This window comes from Paraburkholderia phymatum (assembly GCF_038900715.1).
Lineage (GTDB): Bacteria > Pseudomonadota > Gammaproteobacteria > Burkholderiales > Burkholderiaceae > Paraburkholderia > Paraburkholderia phymatum_A.
Window position 1 is genome coordinate 14,744 of sequence record NZ_JAYMRZ010000026.1, and the last position, 17,381, is coordinate 32,124.

Annotated in this window: 18 protein-coding genes and 1 other RNA gene; 10 read left to right on the forward strand and 9 right to left on the reverse strand. The window is 64.1% G+C overall.

What is annotated here, in order from left to right:
* Positions 1 to 22 precede the first annotated feature (22 nt).
* Together VSR68_RS34370 and VSR68_RS34375 are read right to left on the reverse strand one after the other, a co-directional pair.
* Positions 23 to 778: a M48 family metallopeptidase gene (locus tag VSR68_RS34370; protein WP_342944036.1), complete on the reverse strand. Its 756-nt coding sequence runs from the start codon at positions 776 to 778 to the stop codon at positions 23 to 25.
* Positions 779 to 986: 208 nt separating this feature from the next.
* On the reverse strand, positions 987 to 1,598 hold the full coding sequence (locus VSR68_RS34375; RefSeq protein ID WP_342944037.1) for a glutathione S-transferase C-terminal domain-containing protein: 612 nt from the start codon (positions 1,596 to 1,598) through the stop codon (positions 987 to 989).
* Between the two features lie 475 nt (positions 1,599 to 2,073).
* Between VSR68_RS34375 and VSR68_RS34380 the strand changes: the two genes are divergently transcribed.
* The 8 genes from VSR68_RS34380 (at position 2,074) to ruvB (ending at position 10,384) form a co-directional block, all read left to right on the forward strand.
* On the forward strand, positions 2,074 to 3,513 hold the full coding sequence (locus VSR68_RS34380; protein ID WP_342944112.1) for an aminopeptidase P N-terminal domain-containing protein: 1,440 nt from the start codon (positions 2,074 to 2,076) through the stop codon (positions 3,511 to 3,513).
* A 21-nt stretch (positions 3,514 to 3,534) separates the two neighbouring features.
* Positions 3,535 to 4,755, forward strand: a complete 1,221-nt coding sequence (locus tag VSR68_RS34385; protein WP_342944038.1) for a UbiH/UbiF/VisC/COQ6 family ubiquinone biosynthesis hydroxylase — start codon at positions 3,535 to 3,537, stop codon at positions 4,753 to 4,755.
* A gap of 197 nt (positions 4,756 to 4,952) precedes the next feature.
* Complete coding sequence (dusB, locus tag VSR68_RS34390; RefSeq protein WP_342944039.1) at positions 4,953 to 6,017, forward strand: tRNA dihydrouridine synthase DusB; 1,065 nt, start codon at positions 4,953 to 4,955, stop codon at positions 6,015 to 6,017.
* On the forward strand, positions 6,014 to 6,247 hold the full coding sequence (locus VSR68_RS34395) for a Fis family transcriptional regulator (protein ID WP_087739738.1): 234 nt from the start codon (positions 6,014 to 6,016) through the stop codon (positions 6,245 to 6,247). The genes dusB and VSR68_RS34395 overlap by 4 nt, the downstream gene beginning before the upstream one ends.
* Before the next feature lie 43 nt (positions 6,248 to 6,290).
* Complete coding sequence (gene purH / locus VSR68_RS34400) at positions 6,291 to 7,856, forward strand: bifunctional phosphoribosylaminoimidazolecarboxamide formyltransferase/IMP cyclohydrolase (RefSeq protein WP_342944040.1); 1,566 nt, start codon at positions 6,291 to 6,293, stop codon at positions 7,854 to 7,856.
* Between the two features lie 105 nt (positions 7,857 to 7,961).
* The gene (gene ruvC / locus VSR68_RS34405; RefSeq protein WP_152755244.1) at positions 7,962 to 8,504 is read left to right on the forward strand and encodes a crossover junction endodeoxyribonuclease RuvC; all 543 of its coding nucleotides are present in this window, start codon (positions 7,962 to 7,964) and stop codon (positions 8,502 to 8,504) included.
* Positions 8,505 to 8,629: 125 nt separating this feature from the next.
* The gene (gene ruvA, locus VSR68_RS34410; RefSeq protein ID WP_087739741.1) at positions 8,630 to 9,211 is read left to right on the forward strand and encodes a Holliday junction branch migration protein RuvA; all 582 of its coding nucleotides are present in this window, start codon (positions 8,630 to 8,632) and stop codon (positions 9,209 to 9,211) included.
* A gap of 108 nt (positions 9,212 to 9,319) precedes the next feature.
* On the forward strand, positions 9,320 to 10,384 hold the full coding sequence (ruvB, locus tag VSR68_RS34415; protein ID WP_342944041.1) for a Holliday junction branch migration DNA helicase RuvB: 1,065 nt from the start codon (positions 9,320 to 9,322) through the stop codon (positions 10,382 to 10,384).
* A gap of 73 nt (positions 10,385 to 10,457) precedes the next feature.
* Here ruvB and VSR68_RS34420 read toward each other — a convergent pair whose 3' ends face one another.
* Genes VSR68_RS34420 through tyrS form a run of 3 tightly spaced genes read right to left on the reverse strand, consistent with a single transcriptional unit; the run spans position 10,458 to position 12,930 of the window.
* Positions 10,458 to 11,129, reverse strand: a complete 672-nt coding sequence (locus VSR68_RS34420) for a histidine phosphatase family protein (RefSeq protein WP_342944042.1) — start codon at positions 11,127 to 11,129, stop codon at positions 10,458 to 10,460.
* Positions 11,130 to 11,180: 51 nt separating this feature from the next.
* Positions 11,181 to 11,639, reverse strand: a complete 459-nt coding sequence (gene dtd, locus VSR68_RS34425) for a D-aminoacyl-tRNA deacylase (RefSeq protein WP_342944043.1) — start codon at positions 11,637 to 11,639, stop codon at positions 11,181 to 11,183.
* Between the two features lie 43 nt (positions 11,640 to 11,682).
* The gene (gene tyrS, locus VSR68_RS34430) at positions 11,683 to 12,930 is read right to left on the reverse strand and encodes a tyrosine--tRNA ligase (protein WP_342944113.1); all 1,248 of its coding nucleotides are present in this window, start codon (positions 12,928 to 12,930) and stop codon (positions 11,683 to 11,685) included.
* A 234-nt stretch (positions 12,931 to 13,164) separates the two neighbouring features.
* Here tyrS and VSR68_RS34435 point away from each other — a divergent pair, with 234 nt between their 5' ends.
* Complete coding sequence (locus tag VSR68_RS34435; protein ID WP_342944044.1) at positions 13,165 to 14,295, forward strand: anhydro-N-acetylmuramic acid kinase; 1,131 nt, start codon at positions 13,165 to 13,167, stop codon at positions 14,293 to 14,295.
* A gap of 110 nt (positions 14,296 to 14,405) precedes the next feature.
* Here VSR68_RS34435 and erpA read toward each other — a convergent pair whose 3' ends face one another.
* The 3 genes from erpA to rplM form a co-directional block, all read right to left on the reverse strand.
* Positions 14,406 to 14,771: an iron-sulfur cluster insertion protein ErpA gene (gene erpA / locus VSR68_RS34440; RefSeq protein WP_087739746.1), complete on the reverse strand. Its 366-nt coding sequence runs from the start codon at positions 14,769 to 14,771 to the stop codon at positions 14,406 to 14,408.
* 244 nt (positions 14,772 to 15,015) lie between these two features.
* Positions 15,016 to 15,408 carry a 30S ribosomal protein S9 gene (gene rpsI / locus VSR68_RS34445; protein WP_087739747.1) on the reverse strand — a complete coding sequence of 131 codons (393 nt, stop codon included), beginning with the start codon at positions 15,406 to 15,408 and terminating at the stop codon, positions 15,016 to 15,018.
* Positions 15,409 to 15,419: 11 nt separating this feature from the next.
* Positions 15,420 to 15,848 carry a 50S ribosomal protein L13 gene (rplM, locus tag VSR68_RS34450; protein ID WP_087739748.1) on the reverse strand — a complete coding sequence of 143 codons (429 nt, stop codon included), beginning with the start codon at positions 15,846 to 15,848 and terminating at the stop codon, positions 15,420 to 15,422.
* Positions 15,849 to 16,453: 605 nt separating this feature from the next.
* On the opposite strand from rplM, the gene VSR68_RS34455 reads away from it, so the two are divergent.
* Positions 16,454 to 16,876: an OsmC family protein gene (locus tag VSR68_RS34455; RefSeq protein ID WP_342944045.1), complete on the forward strand. Its 423-nt coding sequence runs from the start codon at positions 16,454 to 16,456 to the stop codon at positions 16,874 to 16,876.
* Positions 16,877 to 16,963: 87 nt separating this feature from the next.
* On the opposite strand, the gene rnpB is transcribed toward VSR68_RS34455, so the two are convergent.
* Positions 16,964 to 17,377: RNase P RNA component class A (gene rnpB / locus VSR68_RS34460), an RNA gene on the reverse strand.
* Positions 17,378 to 17,381 lie beyond the last annotated feature (4 nt).

The following is a 17,381-nucleotide window of genomic DNA, read 5'->3' on the forward strand; positions in this document are numbered from 1 at the left end:
TTTCTATTCGGGAATCGCCGGCTTACTTGTTCGACGCGATCCGCTGCTGGATATGCTGCGCGCGCGCCGCCGACGCCGGATGCGAATCGAGCATGCTCGACTTGCCGCCTTCGAGCTTCGCGATCTTGTTGAACGCCGTGACGAGGCCGGACGGATCGAGGCCTTTCTTCTTCTGGACATCGAACGAATAGTCGTCGGCTGCCGATTCCTGCGTTTGCGAGAACTGCGCGTTGATCAGCTTCTCGGAGAAATCGCCGAGCTGCGACGCCGAGATCGCGCCAGTGATGCCGCCCGCCGACGTCGCCACCGACCGCAGTGCCGACGTCGCATACGCGACCTGCATCGCCTTCTTCGTGTGGCCGAGCGCGACGTGCCCCATCTCGTGACCGACGACGCCGCGCACTTCGTCGTCCGTCATCATGTCCATCAGACCGCTGTAGACGCGCACGCAGCCGTTCGCCATCGCCCACGCGTTGACGTCCTTCGTGATATAGACCTTGTAGTTAACGGGGACGCCGTTGATGTCGCCGCCGAGCTGCGCGGCGATCTTGCTCAGGCGCTTCGTGTACGGGCTGCCGGCGCCCGCGATCTTGTTTTCCGAATCGAGCTGCGCGCACGACTTGTCGGACAGCGTGCGCACGTCGCCATCGGAGAGCGACGCGGCCTGATACGCCTGCGAGCCGGATTGAACGAGCGTATTGGGATCGAGGCTCATCCCGGAACAGGCGGCGAGTACGCCGCACGCGGCGGCAGCGAGAGCTACGCGGATAGTTTTCATGTCGAAGGTCTCTTGACGGTTGTTATCGATGGTCATGCGCCATCGACAGGCGCCCAAAAGCAAAAACGCCTGACGGGCAGGCGTTTTTAACATGTTGAAAGGCGCTTTCGTCGAAAACGAAAGATTCCTTAACATTCAATCAGTGTGGCTCGACAACGGCGCGTGGCATCGATGTTTGTTGCGCTCGCCGCGGATCGCCGGGTGCAGCTCAGGTCAGTGCCGTGTCGATGAACGACTGACGCTGCGACAGCTTCTGATAGTGCTTGTCGAGATTAGGATGCTGCTCGCGCCAGTCGAGTTGCGGCATGCGGAAGTCCAGATAGCTCAGCGCGCAGCCCACGGCGACGTCGGCGAGCGTGTAGTGATTGCCCGCGCACCACGTCTTCGAGCCGAGCCCTCGCGCCATCGCCTTCAGGCCATCATCGATCTTGTGACGCTGGCGCGCGACCCACGCTTCGCTGCGATGCGCTTCGTCGCGCAGCACGCCTTCGAGCCGGATCAGCACGGCGGCATCCATCATGCCGTCGGCGAGCGCTTCCCAGCAGCGCACTTCGACCCGCTCGCGGCCCGACTGCGGCACCAGCTTGCACACGGGCGACAGCGTATCGACGTAGTCGCAGATCACGCGCGAATCGAACACGGCCGCGCCGTCTTCCATCACGAGACACGGCACCTTGCCGAGCGGGTTGTAGTCGTGAATCGCCGTGTCCGCGGCCCAGACGTTTTCGAGTTCGAGCTTGTAGTCGATTTTCTTTTCGGCGAGCACGATCCGCGCCTTGCGGACGAATGGGCTCGACAGCGAACCGATGAGTTTCATCACATCCTGCCTCGTTTGAAATTGGCCGAAAGTATACGTGCGTTGGCGGGCATTGGCAGATTTTCAGTGCAACGCGCGTGGCGGCGCGTTGCAGGCTTCCAGCTATAGACGGATTGCAACAATGCCGGCTGGGCGCGCGCCTGTCTACCTGGCCTGACGGCCAGGCGTTCGCGCATCGATGCCGGGTGGCCGACGCGTGGATGGATGACGCGTGATTGCTGATTCGAGCGATGCGGGCACGCGCGCGTGGGTGCGGCTTGCGATCGTCGAGACAATGGCTGCACCCGAGGATGCGGGCGACGCGCGCGGGGACGCGACCGCCTCGTCGTTGCGTGAAAGACGGGCGCTCGCATGCGTGCCCCAACCCCGCGCGCGGGCCCGACGGAAGCGATTCCAGTTGGGCGATACAATCGCAGCATTGCATCGCGGCGTCGAGGCATGGAGAGATTGCCTCGCGCGCCGCCATCCAACCCGCATGATGAACCCGCCGACCGAACTCATGACCGATCTGACTCCGGCTATCGACATCTACCGTCAGCGCCGCGCGCGCGTGCTCGACGCGCTGCGCGCGACGGGCGGCGGCGTCGCGATCGTTCCGACCGCGCCCGAAGTCCTGCGCAACCGCGACGCCGACTATCCGTACCGGCACGACAGCTATTTCTATTACCTGACCGGCTTCATCGAGCCCGAAGCGATGCTCGTGCTCGACGCGAGCGCGAAGCAGAACGAACCCGCGGCGATTCTCTTTTGCCGCGCGAAGAACGCCGAGCGCGAGACGTGGGAAGGCTTTCGCTTCGGCCCCGACGCGGCGCGCGAAGCGTTCGGCTTCGACGCCGCATTCACCTTCGACGAAGTCGACGCGCAGTTGCCGCGCATCATCGCGGACAAGCCGGCGCTGCACTACGCGCTGGGCTCGTCGGAAGCGCTCGACAGCAAGGTGCGCAACTGGCTTGACGCCGTGCGCGCGCAGGGCAGAAGCGGGGTCGTCGCGCCGTCGGCCGTGCACGACCTGATGCCGCTGCTCGACGACATGCGCCTCGTCAAGGACGACCACGAACTGTCGATCATGCGCCGCGCCGCCGCGATCTCCGCGCAAGCGCACCGGCGCGCGATGGCCGCGTGCCGCCCCGGCGTGCGCGAATACGAACTCGAAGCCGAACTGCTGTACACGTTCCGCAAGCACGGCGCGCAGGCGCCCGCGTACGGCTCGATCGTCGCAGCAGGCGCGAACGCGTGCGTGCTGCACTACCCCGCCGGCAATGCCGTCGCGCAGGACGGCGATCTGATCCTGATCGACGCGGCGTGCGAACTCGACGGCTACGCGTCGGACATCACGCGCACGTTTCCCGCGAGCGGCCGCTTCACGCCCGCGCAGCGCGAGATCTACGACATCGTGCTGGCCGCGCAGCGGGCCGCGATCGACGCGACGCGCGCGGGCGCGAGCTTCGATGCGCCGCATCAGGCCGCCGTGCGCGTGCTCGCGCAGGGGCTGCTCGACACGGGCATTCTCAGGCGCGACCTGTTCGCGGGCGTCGACGACGTGATCGCCGAGCGCGCCTATACGCGTTTCTACATGCACCGCACGGGCCACTGGCTCGGCATGGACGTGCACGACGCGGGCGACTATCGCGAGCGCGGCGTGAGCGCCGATGATAGCGGCGCGCTGCCGTGGCGCACGCTGAAGCCGGGCATGACGCTGACGGTCGAACCGGGCCTCTACATCCGCGCCGCCGACGATGTGCCCGAAAAGTACTGGAACATCGGCATCCGCATCGAAGACGACGCGATCGTCACGGCAACGGGCTGCGAGCTGATCACGCGCGATGTGCCCGTCGACGCGGACCAGATCGAAGCGCTGATGCAACAGGCGCAACCCGGGCAACAGGCGCAGCCGGCACACGAGGCGGGCGCCGCCTGAGCGCAAGGAACAGACAAGAAGATGAACGATGTCCATCAGGCGGCGGCGAACGCGCCGCTCGTCCCCTCGAACACGCAGCCATTCGACTACGACGTGACGATCGTCGGCGCGGGGCCTGTCGGTCTGGCGCTCGCAGGCTGGCTTGCGCGGCGCAGCGCGACGCAGCAACTGTCGGTCGCGCTGATCGACGCGCGCGAGCCGGAAGACTCGATTGCCGATCCGCGCGCGATTGCCGTGTCGCACGGCAGCCGGATGATCCTCGAGCCGCTGCGCTGGCCCTCCGACGCGACCGCGATCCAGCGCATCCACGTTTCGCAGCGCGGCCACTTCGGGCGCACGTTGATCGATCACGCGGAACACGGCCTGCCCGCGCTCGGCTATGTGCTGCGCTACGGCTCGATCGTCCACGCGCTCGCTGAGGCCGTGCGCACGACACCCGTGCACTGGTTCAAGTCGACGAAAGCCCACCCGCCGCAGCAACTCGACGACGATGGCGTGCTGCTGCCGATCGAAAGCGCGCATGTGACGCGCACCTTGCGCACGCGCATTCTCGTGAACGCGGAAGGCGGTCTGTTCGGCGAGCAGCAGGCCGGGGCCGGTGCAACGCGCGACTACGGGCAGACGGCGCTGGTCGGCACGGTGACGCTGTCGGCCCCGCAGCCGCATGTCGCGTGGGAGCGCTTCACGTCGCAAGGGCCGATTGCGCTTTTGCCGATGGGCGGCGTGCGCGGCGCGGACTACGCGCTCGTCTGGTGCTGCGCGCCGGAACAGGCGGCGCGGCGCGCGCAATTGTCCGACGAAGATTTCCTGCACGAACTCGGCGCCGAGTTCGGCGACCGGATGGGCCGTTTCACGCAGATCAAGGGGCGCGCCGCGTTCCCGCTCGGCCTCAACACCGTCGATACGCTCGTCAAGGGCAATGTCGTCGCGATCGGCAATGCGGCGCAGACGCTGCATCCCGTCGCCGGACAGGGGTTGAATCTCGGGCTGCGCGACGCCCGTGCGCTCGCCGACGCGCTGTCGCATCACGGCGCGACGCGCAGCGCGCTCGCGGCTTTCGCGCGCCGCCGCGCGCTCGACAGGCGCATGACGATCGGCGCCACCGACACGCTCGCCCGTCTCTTCACGATCGACTTTCCGCCGCTCGCGACGCTGCGCGGACTCGCCCTCACCGCGCTCGAATTCGTGCCGCCCGTGAAGACGGCCCTCGCCCGGCAGATGATGTTCGGACAGCGCCGCTAGGCGTCGCGAAAAACGCGTGGCAGTGGCCGCCGTTCTATGATCTCGGCCACTTTCATAGAAGATTTAATGAGTTGCCTCATCGGCCGTTGCGTCTGGCTCTAGCGCGTTAACGCTAAAATAGACGTTTTCCCTCGTATTTTGCGGTACGCAAGGTGCGCTATTTTGAGCGCATCGAACGTTCGCCGCCGATGTCCGCCATGCCCACTCTCGGCTCCCACACACTGCGCAACAACCTGTTCGTCGCCCCGATGGCGGGCGTGACGGACCGGCCGTTCCGCCAGCTCTGCAAGCGCATGGGCGCGGGCTATGCGGTGTCGGAGATGGTGGCGTCGAACGCGCAGTTGTGGAAGAGCGAAAAGACGATGCGCCGCGCGAATCACGCGGGCGAAGTCGAGCCGATCGCGGTGCAGATCGCGGGCGCGGACCCGCAGATGATGGCCGAGGCCGCGCGCTACAACGTCGCGAACGGCGCGCAGATCATCGATATCAACATGGGTTGCCCGGCCAAGAAGGTCTGCAATGTCGCGGCCGGGTCGGCGCTGCTGCAGAACGAGCCGCTCGTGCAGCGAATCGTCGAGGCGGTGGTGGGCGCCGTCGGTGTCGGCCCCGGCGCCGTGCCCGTCACGCTGAAAATCCGCACCGGCTGGAACCGCGAAAACAGGAACGCGCTCAACGTCGCGCGGCTCGCCGAGAACTCGGGCATTTCGATGCTGACGGTCCACGGCCGCACGCGCGCCGACCTGTACCACGGCGAAGCCGAGTACGAAACGATTGCCGCCGTGAAGGCCGCGGTAAAGATTCCCGTGGTGGCGAACGGCGACATCACGTCGCCGCAGAAGGCGCGCGACGTGCTGGCCGCGACGGGCGCGGACGCGATCATGATCGGCCGCGCGGCACAGGGACGTCCGTGGCTCTTCCGCGAGATCGAGCATTTCCTGCGCACGGGCGAACTGATGGAAGCGCCGCGCATCGACGAAATCCAGCAGGTGATGAACGAGCACCTGGAAGATCACTATGCGTTCTACGGCGAATTTACGGGCGTTCGGACTGCGCGCAAGCACATCGGCTGGTACACTCGCGGCCTTTCCGGCGCCAATGTGTTCCGCCATCGCATGAATACGCTGGACACGACGCGCGAACAGCTGCTCGCCGTCAACGAATTCTTCGACGCGCAAAAGGCAATTTCGGAGCGCCTCGTGTACGTCGACGACGAAGTCAACAACAACGGCGAGCAGGACCAAACCGACCGACTAGCAGCATGAGCAAGCACAATATCGAACAATGTGTCCGCGACAGCCTGGGTATGTACTTCCAGGATCTCGACGGCTCCAATCCGCACGATGTCTATGACATGGTGATTTCGTGTGTCGAAAAACCGATGCTCGAGGTGGTGCTCGAGCAGGCCGGCGGCAATCAGTCGCTGGCAGCCGAGTATCTCGGCATCAACCGCAATACGCTGCGCAAGAAACTGCAACAGCACGGCCTGCTGTAGTTTCAGCGCCCTGCCACGCCTTTCATCGGCTTTTGTTCCCATCATGATCAAGCAAGCGCTCATCTCCGTTTCCGACAAGTCCGGCATCGTCGATTTCGCGAAATCGCTGTCGGACCTCGGCGTCAAGATCCTGTCGACGGGCGGCACCGCGAAACTTCTCGCGGATGCCGGCCTTTCCGTTACCGAAGTGGCCGATTACACGGGCTTTCCGGAAATGCTGGATGGGCGCGTGAAAACGCTGCACCCGAAAGTGCACGGCGGCATCCTCGCCCGCCGCGACCTGCCGGAACACATGGCCGCGCTCGAAAAGCACGGCATTCCGACCATCGACCTGCTCGTCGTGAACCTGTATCCGTTCGTGCAGACCGTGTCGAAGGAAGAATGCACGCTGGAAGACGCAATCGAGAACATCGACATCGGCGGCCCGACGATGCTGCGCTCGGCAGCGAAGAACCATCGCGACGTGACGGTCGTCGTCGATCCGGCCGACTACGCGAGCGTGCTCGACGAAATGCGCGCGAACGGCAACAAGGTCGGCTACAAGACCAACTTCCGTCTCGCGACCAAGGTGTTCGCGCACACCGCGCAGTACGACGGCGCGATCACGAACTACCTGACGAGCCTCACGGAAGAACTGCAGCACCGCGATCGCAACACGTACCCGGCCACGCTCAACATGGCGTTCGACAAGGTTCAGGACCTGCGCTATGGCGAGAACCCGCACCAGAGCGCAGCGTTCTATCGCGACATCGCGGTGCCCGCCGGCGCGCTCGCAAACTATCGTCAGCTGCAGGGCAAGGAGCTGTCGTACAACAACATCGCCGACTCGGATGCCGCGTGGGAATGCGTGAAGACTTTCGACGCGCCCGCCTGCGTGATCATCAAGCACGCGAACCCGTGCGGCGTGGCCATCGGCGCGAACGCGCACGAAGCGTATTCGAAGGCGTTCCAGACCGATCCGACCTCGGCGTTCGGCGGCATCATCGCGTTCAATCGCGAAGTGGATGAAACGGCCGCACAGGCGGTCGCGAAGCAGTTCGTCGAAGTGCTGATCGCGCCGTCGTTCAGCGAAGCGGCCAGGCAGGTGTTCGCGGCCAAGCAGAACGTGCGCCTGCTCGAAATCGCGCTGGGCGAAGGCCACAACACGTTCGATCTGAAGCGCGTGGGCGGCGGCCTGCTGGTGCAGTCGCTCGACGCGAAGAACGTGCAGCCGCACGAACTGCGCGTGGTCACGAAGCGTCACCCGACGCCGAAGGAAATGGACGATCTGCTGTTCGCATGGCGCGTCGCGAAGTTCGTGAAGTCGAATGCCATCGTGTTCTGCGCGAACGGCATGACGATGGGCGTCGGCGCGGGCCAGATGAGCCGCGTGGATTCGGCGCGCATCGCGAGCATCAAGGCGCAGAACGCGGGCCTGACGCTGTCGGGTACGGCCGTGGCGTCGGATGCGTTCTTCCCGTTCCGCGACGGTCTCGACGTGGTCGTCGCGGCGGGCGCGACCTGCGTGATCCAGCCTGGCGGCTCGATGCGCGACGACGAAGTGATCGCCGCCGCCGACGAGCACAACATCGCGATGGTCGTGACGGGCGTCCGCCACTTCCGCCACTGATCGGCTGACCCGCTTCTTCTGGAACGGCCCGGCGGTTTGCAACTGCCGGGCCGTTTTGCATTTGATTCGTTGTAGTATCGCAGGCACTGAACACGCACGGCACCTATGAGAATTCTCGGCATCGACCCAGGCTTGCGCGTCACCGGCTTCGGCGTGATCGATCAGTCCGGCCACCAGCTCACCTATGTGACGAGCGGCGTCATCAAGACGGCCGATGCCGATCTGCCGACCCGGCTCGGCACCATCTTCGAAGGCATTTCGACGCTGATCCGCCAGCATGCGCCAGACCAGGCTGCGATCGAAAAAGTGTTCGTGAACGTCAATCCGCAATCGACGCTATTGCTCGGCCAGGCGCGCGGCGCAGCAATTTGCGGGCTGGTGTCGGGCGGCGTGCCCGTCGCCGAGTACACGGCGCTGCAGTTGAAGCAGGCCGTGGTCGGCTACGGACGCGCGACCAAGGAGCAAATGCAGCAGATGGTCGTGCGGCTGCTGAGCCTCTCGGGCATCCCGTCCACCGATGCCGCCGATGCCCTCGGCATGGCGATCTGCCATGCGCACGGCGGCGGCACGCTGAGCACGCTGGGCGGCATCGCGCCCGCGCTGGCGAAGAAGGGATTGCGGGTGCGGCGCGGTAGGCTGGTGGGTTGATCCTCACGACGCACGACGCTTGAAACAACACACACGACGGAGGGTTTGACGGCTAGCTCAGCCCGGCTCGCGAAAGCGCATCCCCCTGCGCTACACTCGCGCTTTCCCTCCCGATAGAACCCGCTATGATCGGTCGCATCGCCGGCGTCCTGCTGGAAAAGAATCCGCCTCACCTTCTGATCGACTGCAACGGTGTCGGCTACGAAGTCGATGTGCCGATGAGCACGTTCTACAACCTGCCCTCGACGGGCGAAAAGGTCGTGCTGCTCACGCAGATGATCGTGCGCGAGGATGCGCATCTGCTATATGGCTTCCTCACGCCGCAAGAGCGTTCAACGTTTCGCGAGTTGTTAAAGATCACGGGCATCGGCGCGCGCATGGCGCTTGCCGTGCTGTCCGGCATGAGCGTGCAGGAACTGTCGCAGACGGTGACGATGCAGGACGCCGCGCGCCTCACACGCGTGCCCGGCATCGGCAAGAAGACGGCGGAGCGGCTCCTGCTCGAACTGAAGGGCAAGCTCGGCGCCGACATTGGCGCGGTGGCAGGCGCGGCGTCGCCGTCCGATCATGCGTCCGACATCCTGAATGCATTGCTGGCATTGGGCTACTCCGAAAAGGAAGCATTGGCTGCCATCAAGAACGTACCCGCCGGCACCGGCGTTTCCGAAGGCATCAAGCTTGCGTTGAAGGCGCTGTCGAAGGGCTGAGCGAGCCTCCACAGCGGCGATGCGTGAAGCTTCGCACACCGCTTGTCTGCGCGCACCCTGGCCGTTCGGCCAGGTCGTCGAAGGGGCCACGCGCGGTACAATGCCTGCATGATCGAACACGACAAACTCGCCGCCGAACGCATCATCGCCGCCACGCCCGTGTCGCCGAATGAAGAAGCATTCGAGCGCGCGTTGCGCCCGCGCCAGCTCGACGAATACGTTGGCCAGGAAAAGGTGCGCGGCCAGCTGGAAATCTTCATCGAGGCGGCGAGGCGCCGCTCGGAATCGCTGGATCACGTGCTGCTGTTCGGCCCGCCTGGTCTCGGCAAGACGACGCTCGCGCATATCATCGCGCGCGAAATGGGCGTCAATCTGCGGCAGACGTCGGGGCCCGTGCTTGAACGCGCGGGCGACCTCGCCGCGCTGCTGACCAATCTCGAAGCCAACGACGTCCTCTTTATCGACGAGATTCACCGGCTGTCGCCCGTCGTCGAGGAAATCCTGTACCCGGCGCTCGAGGATTATCAGATCGACATCATGATCGGCGAGGGCCCGGCCGCGCGCAGCGTGAAGCTCGATCTGCAACCGTTCACGCTGGTCGGCGCGACGACGCGCGCGGGCATGCTGACCAACCCGTTGCGCGATCGCTTCGGAATCGTCGCGCGGCTGGAGTTTTACAACGCAGAGGAACTGGCGCGCATCGTCAGCCGCTCTGCATCGCTGCTGGGCGCGCAGATTCATCCTGATGGCGCGCTGGAAATCGCGAAGCGCTCACGCGGCACGCCGCGTATCGCGAACCGCCTGCTGCGCCGCGTGCGCGACTTCGCGGAGGTCAAGGCGGACGGCAAGATCACCGCCGAGGTCGCGGATGCGGCGCTGAAGATGCTCGACGTCGACCCTGTCGGCTTCGATCTGATGGACCGCAAGCTGCTCGAAGCGATCCTGCACAAGTTCGACGGCGGACCCGTCGGCGTCGACAATCTGGCGGCCGCCATCGGCGAAGAGCGCGACACGATCGAAGACGTGCTCGAACCGTACCTGATCCAGCAAGGTTTCCTGCAACGCACGCCGCGCGGACGCGTGGCGACGCTGCTCACGTATCGGCACTTCGGCCTCGCTGCGCCGGATTCGACGAACCCGGTGAGCGGTCTGTGGAATTCGGAGCCGAGCTAAGCGGCTCTTCGATGAAAAGCACGGCGCGCGACGTTGTGCGTAGTTCTTATCTTCGCCGCCGTGTCGATCAGATTCAGCGCGCCGCTTCGGGCGCCTTCTTGAAGTTGTCGTCTTCGCTGCGTCCGTCGAGATGCGTGACGTCGGCCCATGCCGCAACCGTCGCTCGCCCATCCGCGTAATCGACCACGTTCACACTCGTGTTCAGCAGCGCGTAGTTGCGCGGCGCATCCAGCGGCAGGCCGTTCGCGAAGCGATACACGCAGTCCAGCACGCCGCCGTGCGCAACACACGCAATACGCCCGTTCGGATGCGCGGCGACGATAGGTTCGATCGCGTGCAATACACGGTGATAGAACACGCGCTGCGATTCGCCCTCGGGCGGCGAGAAGCCCGGATCGCGCGTCTGCCATTGCGCGTACTCGTCGGGAAAGCGCCGCGAGATCTCGTCGCTGTCGTGCCCCTGGAACGCGCCGTAGTTGCGCTCGCGCAGCCCTTCGCTCAGTTGCAACGGCAAGCCGAGCATGTCGGCAAAAGGCCGCGCCGTTTGCTGCGCACGCAACAGATCGCTCGAATAGACGGCATCGAGCCGCGCGCCGCCTCGAGCCTCGCGTGCGAAACGTTCGGCGAGACGCCCGGCCTGTTCGACACCGCTCGTCGCGAGCGGAATGTCGATGTGCCCTTGAATCCGCTTGATGCGGTTCCAGTCGGTTTCGCCGTGTCGGATGAAGAGGATTTGTGTGGCCATGGAAATCGGCATCGTTGAACGATGTGAGGCTGGGCGAAAAAGAACGCACGCTCAGGCGCGCGTCTGCAGCCAGAACGTGACGGGACCGTCGTTGACGAGCGACACCTGCATGTCCGCGCCGAATTCGCCCGTTTCGACGACGGGATGCTTCGCGCGCGCCGCCGCGACGAAGTAATCGAACAGGCGCTTGCCCTCGTCGGGCGGTGCGGCGGGCGTGAAGCTGGGACGCAGGCCGCTGTTCGTGTCGGCCGCGAGCGTGAACTGCGAAACGAGCAGCAGGCCGCCCGCGCGCCCCGCGCCGTCGATGTTCTGCACGGGCAGATTCATCTTGCCTGCGGCGTCGCTGAACACGCGGTAGCCGAGCACCTTCGCCAGCAGCTTTTCGGCGATGGCGTCGGTGTCGCCGCGTTCGGCGCACACCAGCGCGAGCAGGCCCGCGTCGATTGCGCCCGTCACACGGTCGCCAACGCGCACTTCCGCGCGCCGCACGCGTTGAATTAACGCGATCATGCGGCGCACGTCCGCTGCGCAAGGCCGATGGCTGCGCGAATCATCACGCCGACAGCGTCACGCGCGCAAAGCGGCGCTTGCCGACCTGCACGACGAATTCACCGGCGTCCACCTTCAGCGCCTTGTCGGACACGGTCGCGCCGTCGATCTTCACGCCGCCCTGCTCGATATTGCGCAGCGCTTCGCTCGTCGACGGCACAAGGCCCGCCTGCTTCAGCAGCTGGCCGATCGCAAGCGGCGCGCCCGCGAGCGACACCGACGGAATGTCGTCCGGCACGCCGCCCTTCGCGCGATGGTTGAAGTCTTCGAGCGCGCGCTCAGCGTCGGCCTGCGAGTGGAAGCGCGCGACGATCTCCTGCGCGAGCATCACCTTGAAGTCGCGCGGATTGCGCCCGCCTTCGGCTTCGCGCTTGAACCCTTCGATTTCCGTCATCGGACGGAACGACAGCAGCTCGAAGTAGCGCCACATCAGCACGTCGGAGATGCTCATCAGCTTGCCGAACATCTCGGTCGGCTTTTCGCTGATGCCGACGTAATTGCCCTTCGACTTCGACATCTTCTCGACGCCGTCCAGCCCTTCGAGCAGCGGCATCGTCAGAATGCACTGCTGTTCCTGGCCGTACTGCTTTTGCAGTTCGCGGCCGACGAGCAGATTGAACTTCTGGTCCGTGCCGCCGAGTTCGAGGTCCGCGTTCAGCGCGACGGAGTCGTACCCCTGCATCAGCGGATACAGGAATTCGTGGATCGAAATGGGAACGCCGCTCTGGAACCGCTTCGTGAAGTCTTCGCGCTCGAGAATGCGCGCGACGGTGTAGCGCGACGCGAGCTTGATCATGCCGTCGGCGCCGAGCGGCATCGACCATTCGCTGTTGTAGCGAATCTCGGTCTTTGCGCGGTCGAGCACGAGCGCGGCCTGTTCGAAGTACGTCTTCGCATTCGATTCGATCTGCTCGCGCGTGAGCGGCGGGCGCGTCGCGTTGCGGCCGGACGGATCGCCGATCAGCGACGTGAAATCGCCGATCAGGAAAATCACCGTATGGCCGAGATCCTGCAACTGGCGCATCTTGTTCAGCACGACGGTGTGGCCGATGTGGATGTCGGGCGCCGTCGGATCGAGACCGAGCTTGATGCGCAGCGGCGTGCCCGTGGCCGCGCTCTTCGCGAGCTTTTGCGCGAACTCCTCTTCGATCAGCAGTTCGTCGACGCCGCGCTTCGTGACTTCGAGCGCGTGGCGGACTTCGTCGGTGATCGGGTAGGCGGAATTGGGCTTGTCGGTGGACTCGGTGCTCATGCTGGAACGGGAGATCGCAAAAAGGGAGATTGTCCCATAGTTGCGGGACATTGCGCCCTCATCTCACGCGAAACGCGCCCAACTCACGTCGCAATACGGCGCGAGCGAAGAGTTCGCGCGCTCGCGCGCGGCCCGGCCCGGTTGTTTCGCGGCGCAGCATTGAGCGACAATCGTCGTGAACGGCGCGCCCGAAGCGCCGTGATGCGCGACGAACGACGATGGGAGGAGCACAGCGTGGCGAAAGACACAGCAGACGGCGTGTATTTCGGATTGATGTCGGGCACGAGCATGGACGGTGTCGACGGCATCGCGGTCGAATTCGCGAAGGGCAAGGCGCCCGTCGTGCGGTCCCAGGCTTTCGTGGGCTTTTCGGAGGGCCTGCGCGACGCGCTGTTCGCCCTTCAGCAGCCCGGCGACAACGAAATCGAGCGCGAGGCGCTGGCTGCGAACGCGTTGGCCGCGCGCTACACGGTGTGCTGCCACGAGCTGCTGCGCGCGGGCAACCTGTCCGCCGCCGACGTCCGCGCGATCGGCGTGCACGGACAGACAGTGCGGCATCGGCCGGAAAAGGGCTACACGCGGCAGATCAACAATCCGTCGCTGCTGGCGGAAATGACGCACATCGACGTGATCGCCGATTTCCGCAGCCGCGACGTCGCGGCGGGCGGCCAGGGCGCGCCGCTCGTGCCCGCGTTCCACGCGACGGTTTTCGGCGCGCAGAACGAGACACGCGTGGTCTGCAATCTGGGCGGCATCAGCAATATCACGATCCTGTCGGCGAACGGTGCGGTGCGCGGCTTCGATTGCGGCCCGGCGAACGCGCTGCTCGACGAATGGGCGCACCGGCATCTGCACAAGCCTTACGACGAGAACGGCCAGTTCGCGGCGACGGGCCAGGTGCATCGTCCGCTGCTGAATGCGTTTCTCGACGAGCCGTTTTTCGAGGCGCAGCCGCCGAAAAGCACGGGCCGAGATCTGTTCAACGCCGAATGGCTCGACGCAAAACTGCATGAATTCGCCGACGTAAGCCCCGCTGACGTCCAGGCGACGCTCGTCGCGCTGACGGCCGTGACCGTCGCACGCGAAATCGAGCGTCATGCGCCCGATTGCAAGGCCGTGTATATCTGCGGCGGCGGCGCGCGCAATCCGGAAGTGATGAAGGCGCTGGAGGGCGCGCTAGCCGAAAGCGGCTGCAGCGGCGTACCCGTGCTGACGACGGACGCGCTTGGCGTGCCACCGCATCAGGTGGAGCCGCTGGCGTTTGCGTGGCTGGCGATGCGTTGCGTGGCGCGCGAGCCGGGAAATCTGTCGTCGGTGACGGGCGCGGCCGGCGAGCGCGTACTGGGCGCGGTTTATGCGCGCTGATCCGTCGTTTGCATTCTGAGGCGTTTTCCGCAACGCGAACGCGAGGCGGACAATGAAAAACGGGGCCGAGGCCCCGTTTTCTGTGCAACTTGCGCGAAGTACGGTGTCGATTACACCGAGAACGACGAACCGCAACCGCAGGTAGTCGTCGCATTCGGGTTCTTGATCACGAACTGGGCGCCGTTGATGTCGTCCTTATAGTCGATTTCCGCGCCGACCAGATACTGGTAGCTCATCGAGTCGATCAGCAACTGGACGCCGCTCTTGTTCATCACGGTATCGTCTTCGTTGATCGCCTCGTCGAACGTAAAGCCGTACTGGAAGCCCGAGCAGCCGCCACCCTGCACGAACACGCGCAGTTTGAGGTCCGGGTTGCCTTCTTCGTCGATCAGTTGCTTGACCTTTTCTGCCGCTGCGTCGGTAAAGACGAACGGGGCCGGCATCTCGGTCACAGGGGTGTCGGTCACTGCGTTCATACGAACTCTCCAAAATAGCTTCTAGCCACTATTGTATTGCTGATCCCAATATCGTGCTAAAGCCCATGAAATCAATAGGTTCTTAGGCGGGAAAGAAGCGGGTGCAAAACCATAAGCCATATCCTCGCACGGCGGCAGGCGAAACGGCCCATCCGCACGGCGAAAAACAAAAAAGCCGCCTTCGCATGCGCGTTGGCGGCTTTTTGTTGCAGGCCCTGCCGAAAACAGAGCCGGCACGAAACGATTAACGCTTCGAGAACTGCTTGCGGCGACGTGCCTTGTGGAAACCGACCTTCTTACGCTCGACTTCGCGTGCGTCACGCGTCACGAAGCCTGCGTTCGACAGAGCCGGCTTCAGCGTCGCGTCGTAGTCCATCAGCGCGCGCGTGATGCCGTGGCGGACTGCGCCTGCCTGACCCGTTTCACCGCCGCCCGACACGTTGACCTTGATGTCGAACGTCGAAGCGTGGTTCGTCAGTTCCAGCGGCTGGCGCACGATCATCAGCGAGGTTTCGCGCGAGAAGTACTCGGAGATGGGCTTGCCATTGACGACGATGTCGCCCTTGCCTGCCTTGATGAAGACACGTGCAACGGCGCTCTTGCGGCGGCCCGTACCGTAATTCCAGTTACCGATCATGTGGGCTCCCCTTAGATCTCGAGCGCCTTCGGCTGTTGCGCCGAGTGCGGATGCGTTGCGTCTGCGTAGACCTTCAGCTTCTTGATCATCGCGTAGCCGAGCGGGCCCTTCGGCAGCATGCCTTTGACCGCCTTCTCGAGCGCACGGCCCGGGAAGCGTTCCTGCATCTTGCCGAACGTCGTTTCATAGATACCGCCCGGGTAGCCCGAGTGGCGATAGTACTTCTTGTCCGTGGTCTTGTTGCCCGTGACCTTCAGCTTGCCGGCGTTGATGACGATGATGAAATCACCGGTGTCGACGTGCGGGGTGAACTCAGGCTTGTGCTTGCCGCGAAGACGGTGTGCCACTTCGCTGGCGACACGGCCGAGAACTTTATCCGTCGCGTCAATCACGTACCATTCACGCGTCACCTCATGGGCTTTTGCGGAAAACGTCTTCATGATCGATCCAAAAAATAGTGCTGCGCCCTGTGTTTTTTCCTGCTTGTAAGTGCGCATCGAGGCGCGTGCAGGCTCTCCCTGTTCTTCCTCCGCGGGCACGAATGCGGAAAAGCTATGAATTATAAAGGAATTTGCTGCGAGGAGTCAAAGCATCCGAAGCGATCGGGAAACTGGGGACGAAAAAAAGCCCGAACTAGCGGTTCGGGCTTAATCCACCTTAGGAGGAGGGTGGAGGAGACATGCGGAGGTTGCCGAACTGCGACAACCAATGAACAGATTATATGGGCAACGCTTGTGCGACGCAAGAGCATTTGCAATGCGAAATGCGATTTCATGATTCGGAATTCGTACAACGACGCACATAGATCAAATAAATTCTTTCAGAACAGACAGTTAGCCATCATCTAAGGAAAACGCTCTCAAACGGAACTAGAGCTGATCGCCTAATTTCGTCGGTGCTATCCCTTACGCGCGCAGCATGACGCGGTGCAGCATACAACCCTTGTCCCGCATAAGCTGCTGCCGATGTCGCTCCGGGCGAGCCATCATCCGTAGGGCTACAATGATGCGTTTCTCATTCAAGGCAAGCGAGCCGGAGTACACGCATGGAATGCAAAGTCAGCTGGATGGGTCAGGACGGCATGGCATTCGCCGCCGAAACGGGCAGCGGCCACCTCGTCGCCATGGATGGCGCGCCGGAAGGCGGCGGCCGCAATCTGGCGCCCCGCCCGATGGAAATGGTGCTGCTCGGCACGGGCGGCTGTACGGCGTATGACGTCGTGATGATCCTGAAGAAGAGCCGTCAGGAAATCGTCGGCTGCTCGGTGACGCTGAAAGCCGAGCGCGCCAGCGAAGACCCGAAGGTCTTCACCAAGGTTCACTTCCATTTCACGGTGACGGGCAAGAACCTGAATCCGGCCACCGTCGAACGCGCGATCAATCTGTCGCACGACAAGTACTGCTCGGCGTCGATCATGATCGCGAAGACGGCCGAACTGTCGCATTCGTTCGATATCGTCCCCGCCTGAGTCCGATCCGACGGCTGGACGTACCGAAGCAACGCGCAAAAAGAAAAATGCCGGCGTCCCAACGGACGCCGGCATTTGTCGTTTGAGCGGCAAAGCGGGCCGATAAGCCGGATTCTGTGCGCGCGACGCGCCCGAAGACGCCTCACGCGTGGCAGCCATTCCTCTAGGCGCGCCATTACTGACACGCTCAAGCTTCCTACCCGCAGACGAGACGGGGGCCCCGTCCTGCATCGCGAAGATGCGCGCCTGCCTACTTGGAATTGCTCCGGGTGGAGGTTACCGTGCCGGTCTGCGTCGCCGCAGCCGCGGTGCGCTCTTACCGCACCGTTTCACCCTTACCTGATCCCGACTTGCGCCGGGCCATCGGCGGTTTGCTTTCTGTTGCCCTGTTCCGCGTGTCGCCACGGATGGCCGTTAGCCATCACCCTGCCCTGTGGAGTCCGGACTTTCCTCGCCCTCGCCGGCCGAAACCGTCGAGGCCGCGACTGCCTGACCTGCTTTGCAA

Excerpts from the sequence above, each read along its gene's own strand:
- VSR68_RS34370 (WP_342944036.1), bottom strand. The coding sequence starts at position 778 with ATGAAAACTATCCGCGTAGCTCTCGCTGCCGCCGCGTGCGGCGTACTC.
- VSR68_RS34380 (WP_342944112.1), top strand. The coding sequence starts at position 2,074 with ATGAACCCGCCGACCGAACTCATGACCGATCTGACTCCGGCTATCGAC.
- VSR68_RS34385 (WP_342944038.1), top strand. The coding sequence starts at position 3,535 with ATGAACGATGTCCATCAGGCGGCGGCGAACGCGCCGCTCGTCCCCTCG.
- dusB (WP_342944039.1), top strand. The coding sequence starts at position 4,953 with ATGCCCACTCTCGGCTCCCACACACTGCGCAACAACCTGTTCGTCGCC.
- VSR68_RS34395 (WP_087739738.1), top strand. The coding sequence starts at position 6,014 with ATGAGCAAGCACAATATCGAACAATGTGTCCGCGACAGCCTGGGTATG.
- purH (WP_342944040.1), top strand. The coding sequence starts at position 6,291 with ATGATCAAGCAAGCGCTCATCTCCGTTTCCGACAAGTCCGGCATCGTC.
- ruvC (WP_152755244.1), top strand. The coding sequence starts at position 7,962 with ATGAGAATTCTCGGCATCGACCCAGGCTTGCGCGTCACCGGCTTCGGC.
- ruvA (WP_087739741.1), top strand. The coding sequence starts at position 8,630 with ATGATCGGTCGCATCGCCGGCGTCCTGCTGGAAAAGAATCCGCCTCAC.
- ruvB (WP_342944041.1), top strand. The coding sequence starts at position 9,320 with ATGATCGAACACGACAAACTCGCCGCCGAACGCATCATCGCCGCCACG.
- VSR68_RS34420 (WP_342944042.1), bottom strand. The coding sequence starts at position 11,129 with ATGGCCACACAAATCCTCTTCATCCGACACGGCGAAACCGACTGGAAC.
- dtd (WP_342944043.1), bottom strand. The coding sequence starts at position 11,639 with ATGATCGCGTTAATTCAACGCGTGCGGCGCGCGGAAGTGCGCGTTGGC.
- tyrS (WP_342944113.1), bottom strand. The coding sequence starts at position 12,930 with ATGAGCACCGAGTCCACCGACAAGCCCAATTCCGCCTACCCGATCACC.
- erpA (WP_087739746.1), bottom strand. The coding sequence starts at position 14,771 with ATGAACGCAGTGACCGACACCCCTGTGACCGAGATGCCGGCCCCGTTC.
- rpsI (WP_087739747.1), bottom strand. The coding sequence starts at position 15,408 with ATGATCGGTAACTGGAATTACGGTACGGGCCGCCGCAAGAGCGCCGTT.
- rplM (WP_087739748.1), bottom strand. The coding sequence starts at position 15,848 with ATGAAGACGTTTTCCGCAAAAGCCCATGAGGTGACGCGTGAATGGTAC.
- VSR68_RS34455 (WP_342944045.1), top strand. The coding sequence starts at position 16,454 with ATGGAATGCAAAGTCAGCTGGATGGGTCAGGACGGCATGGCATTCGCC.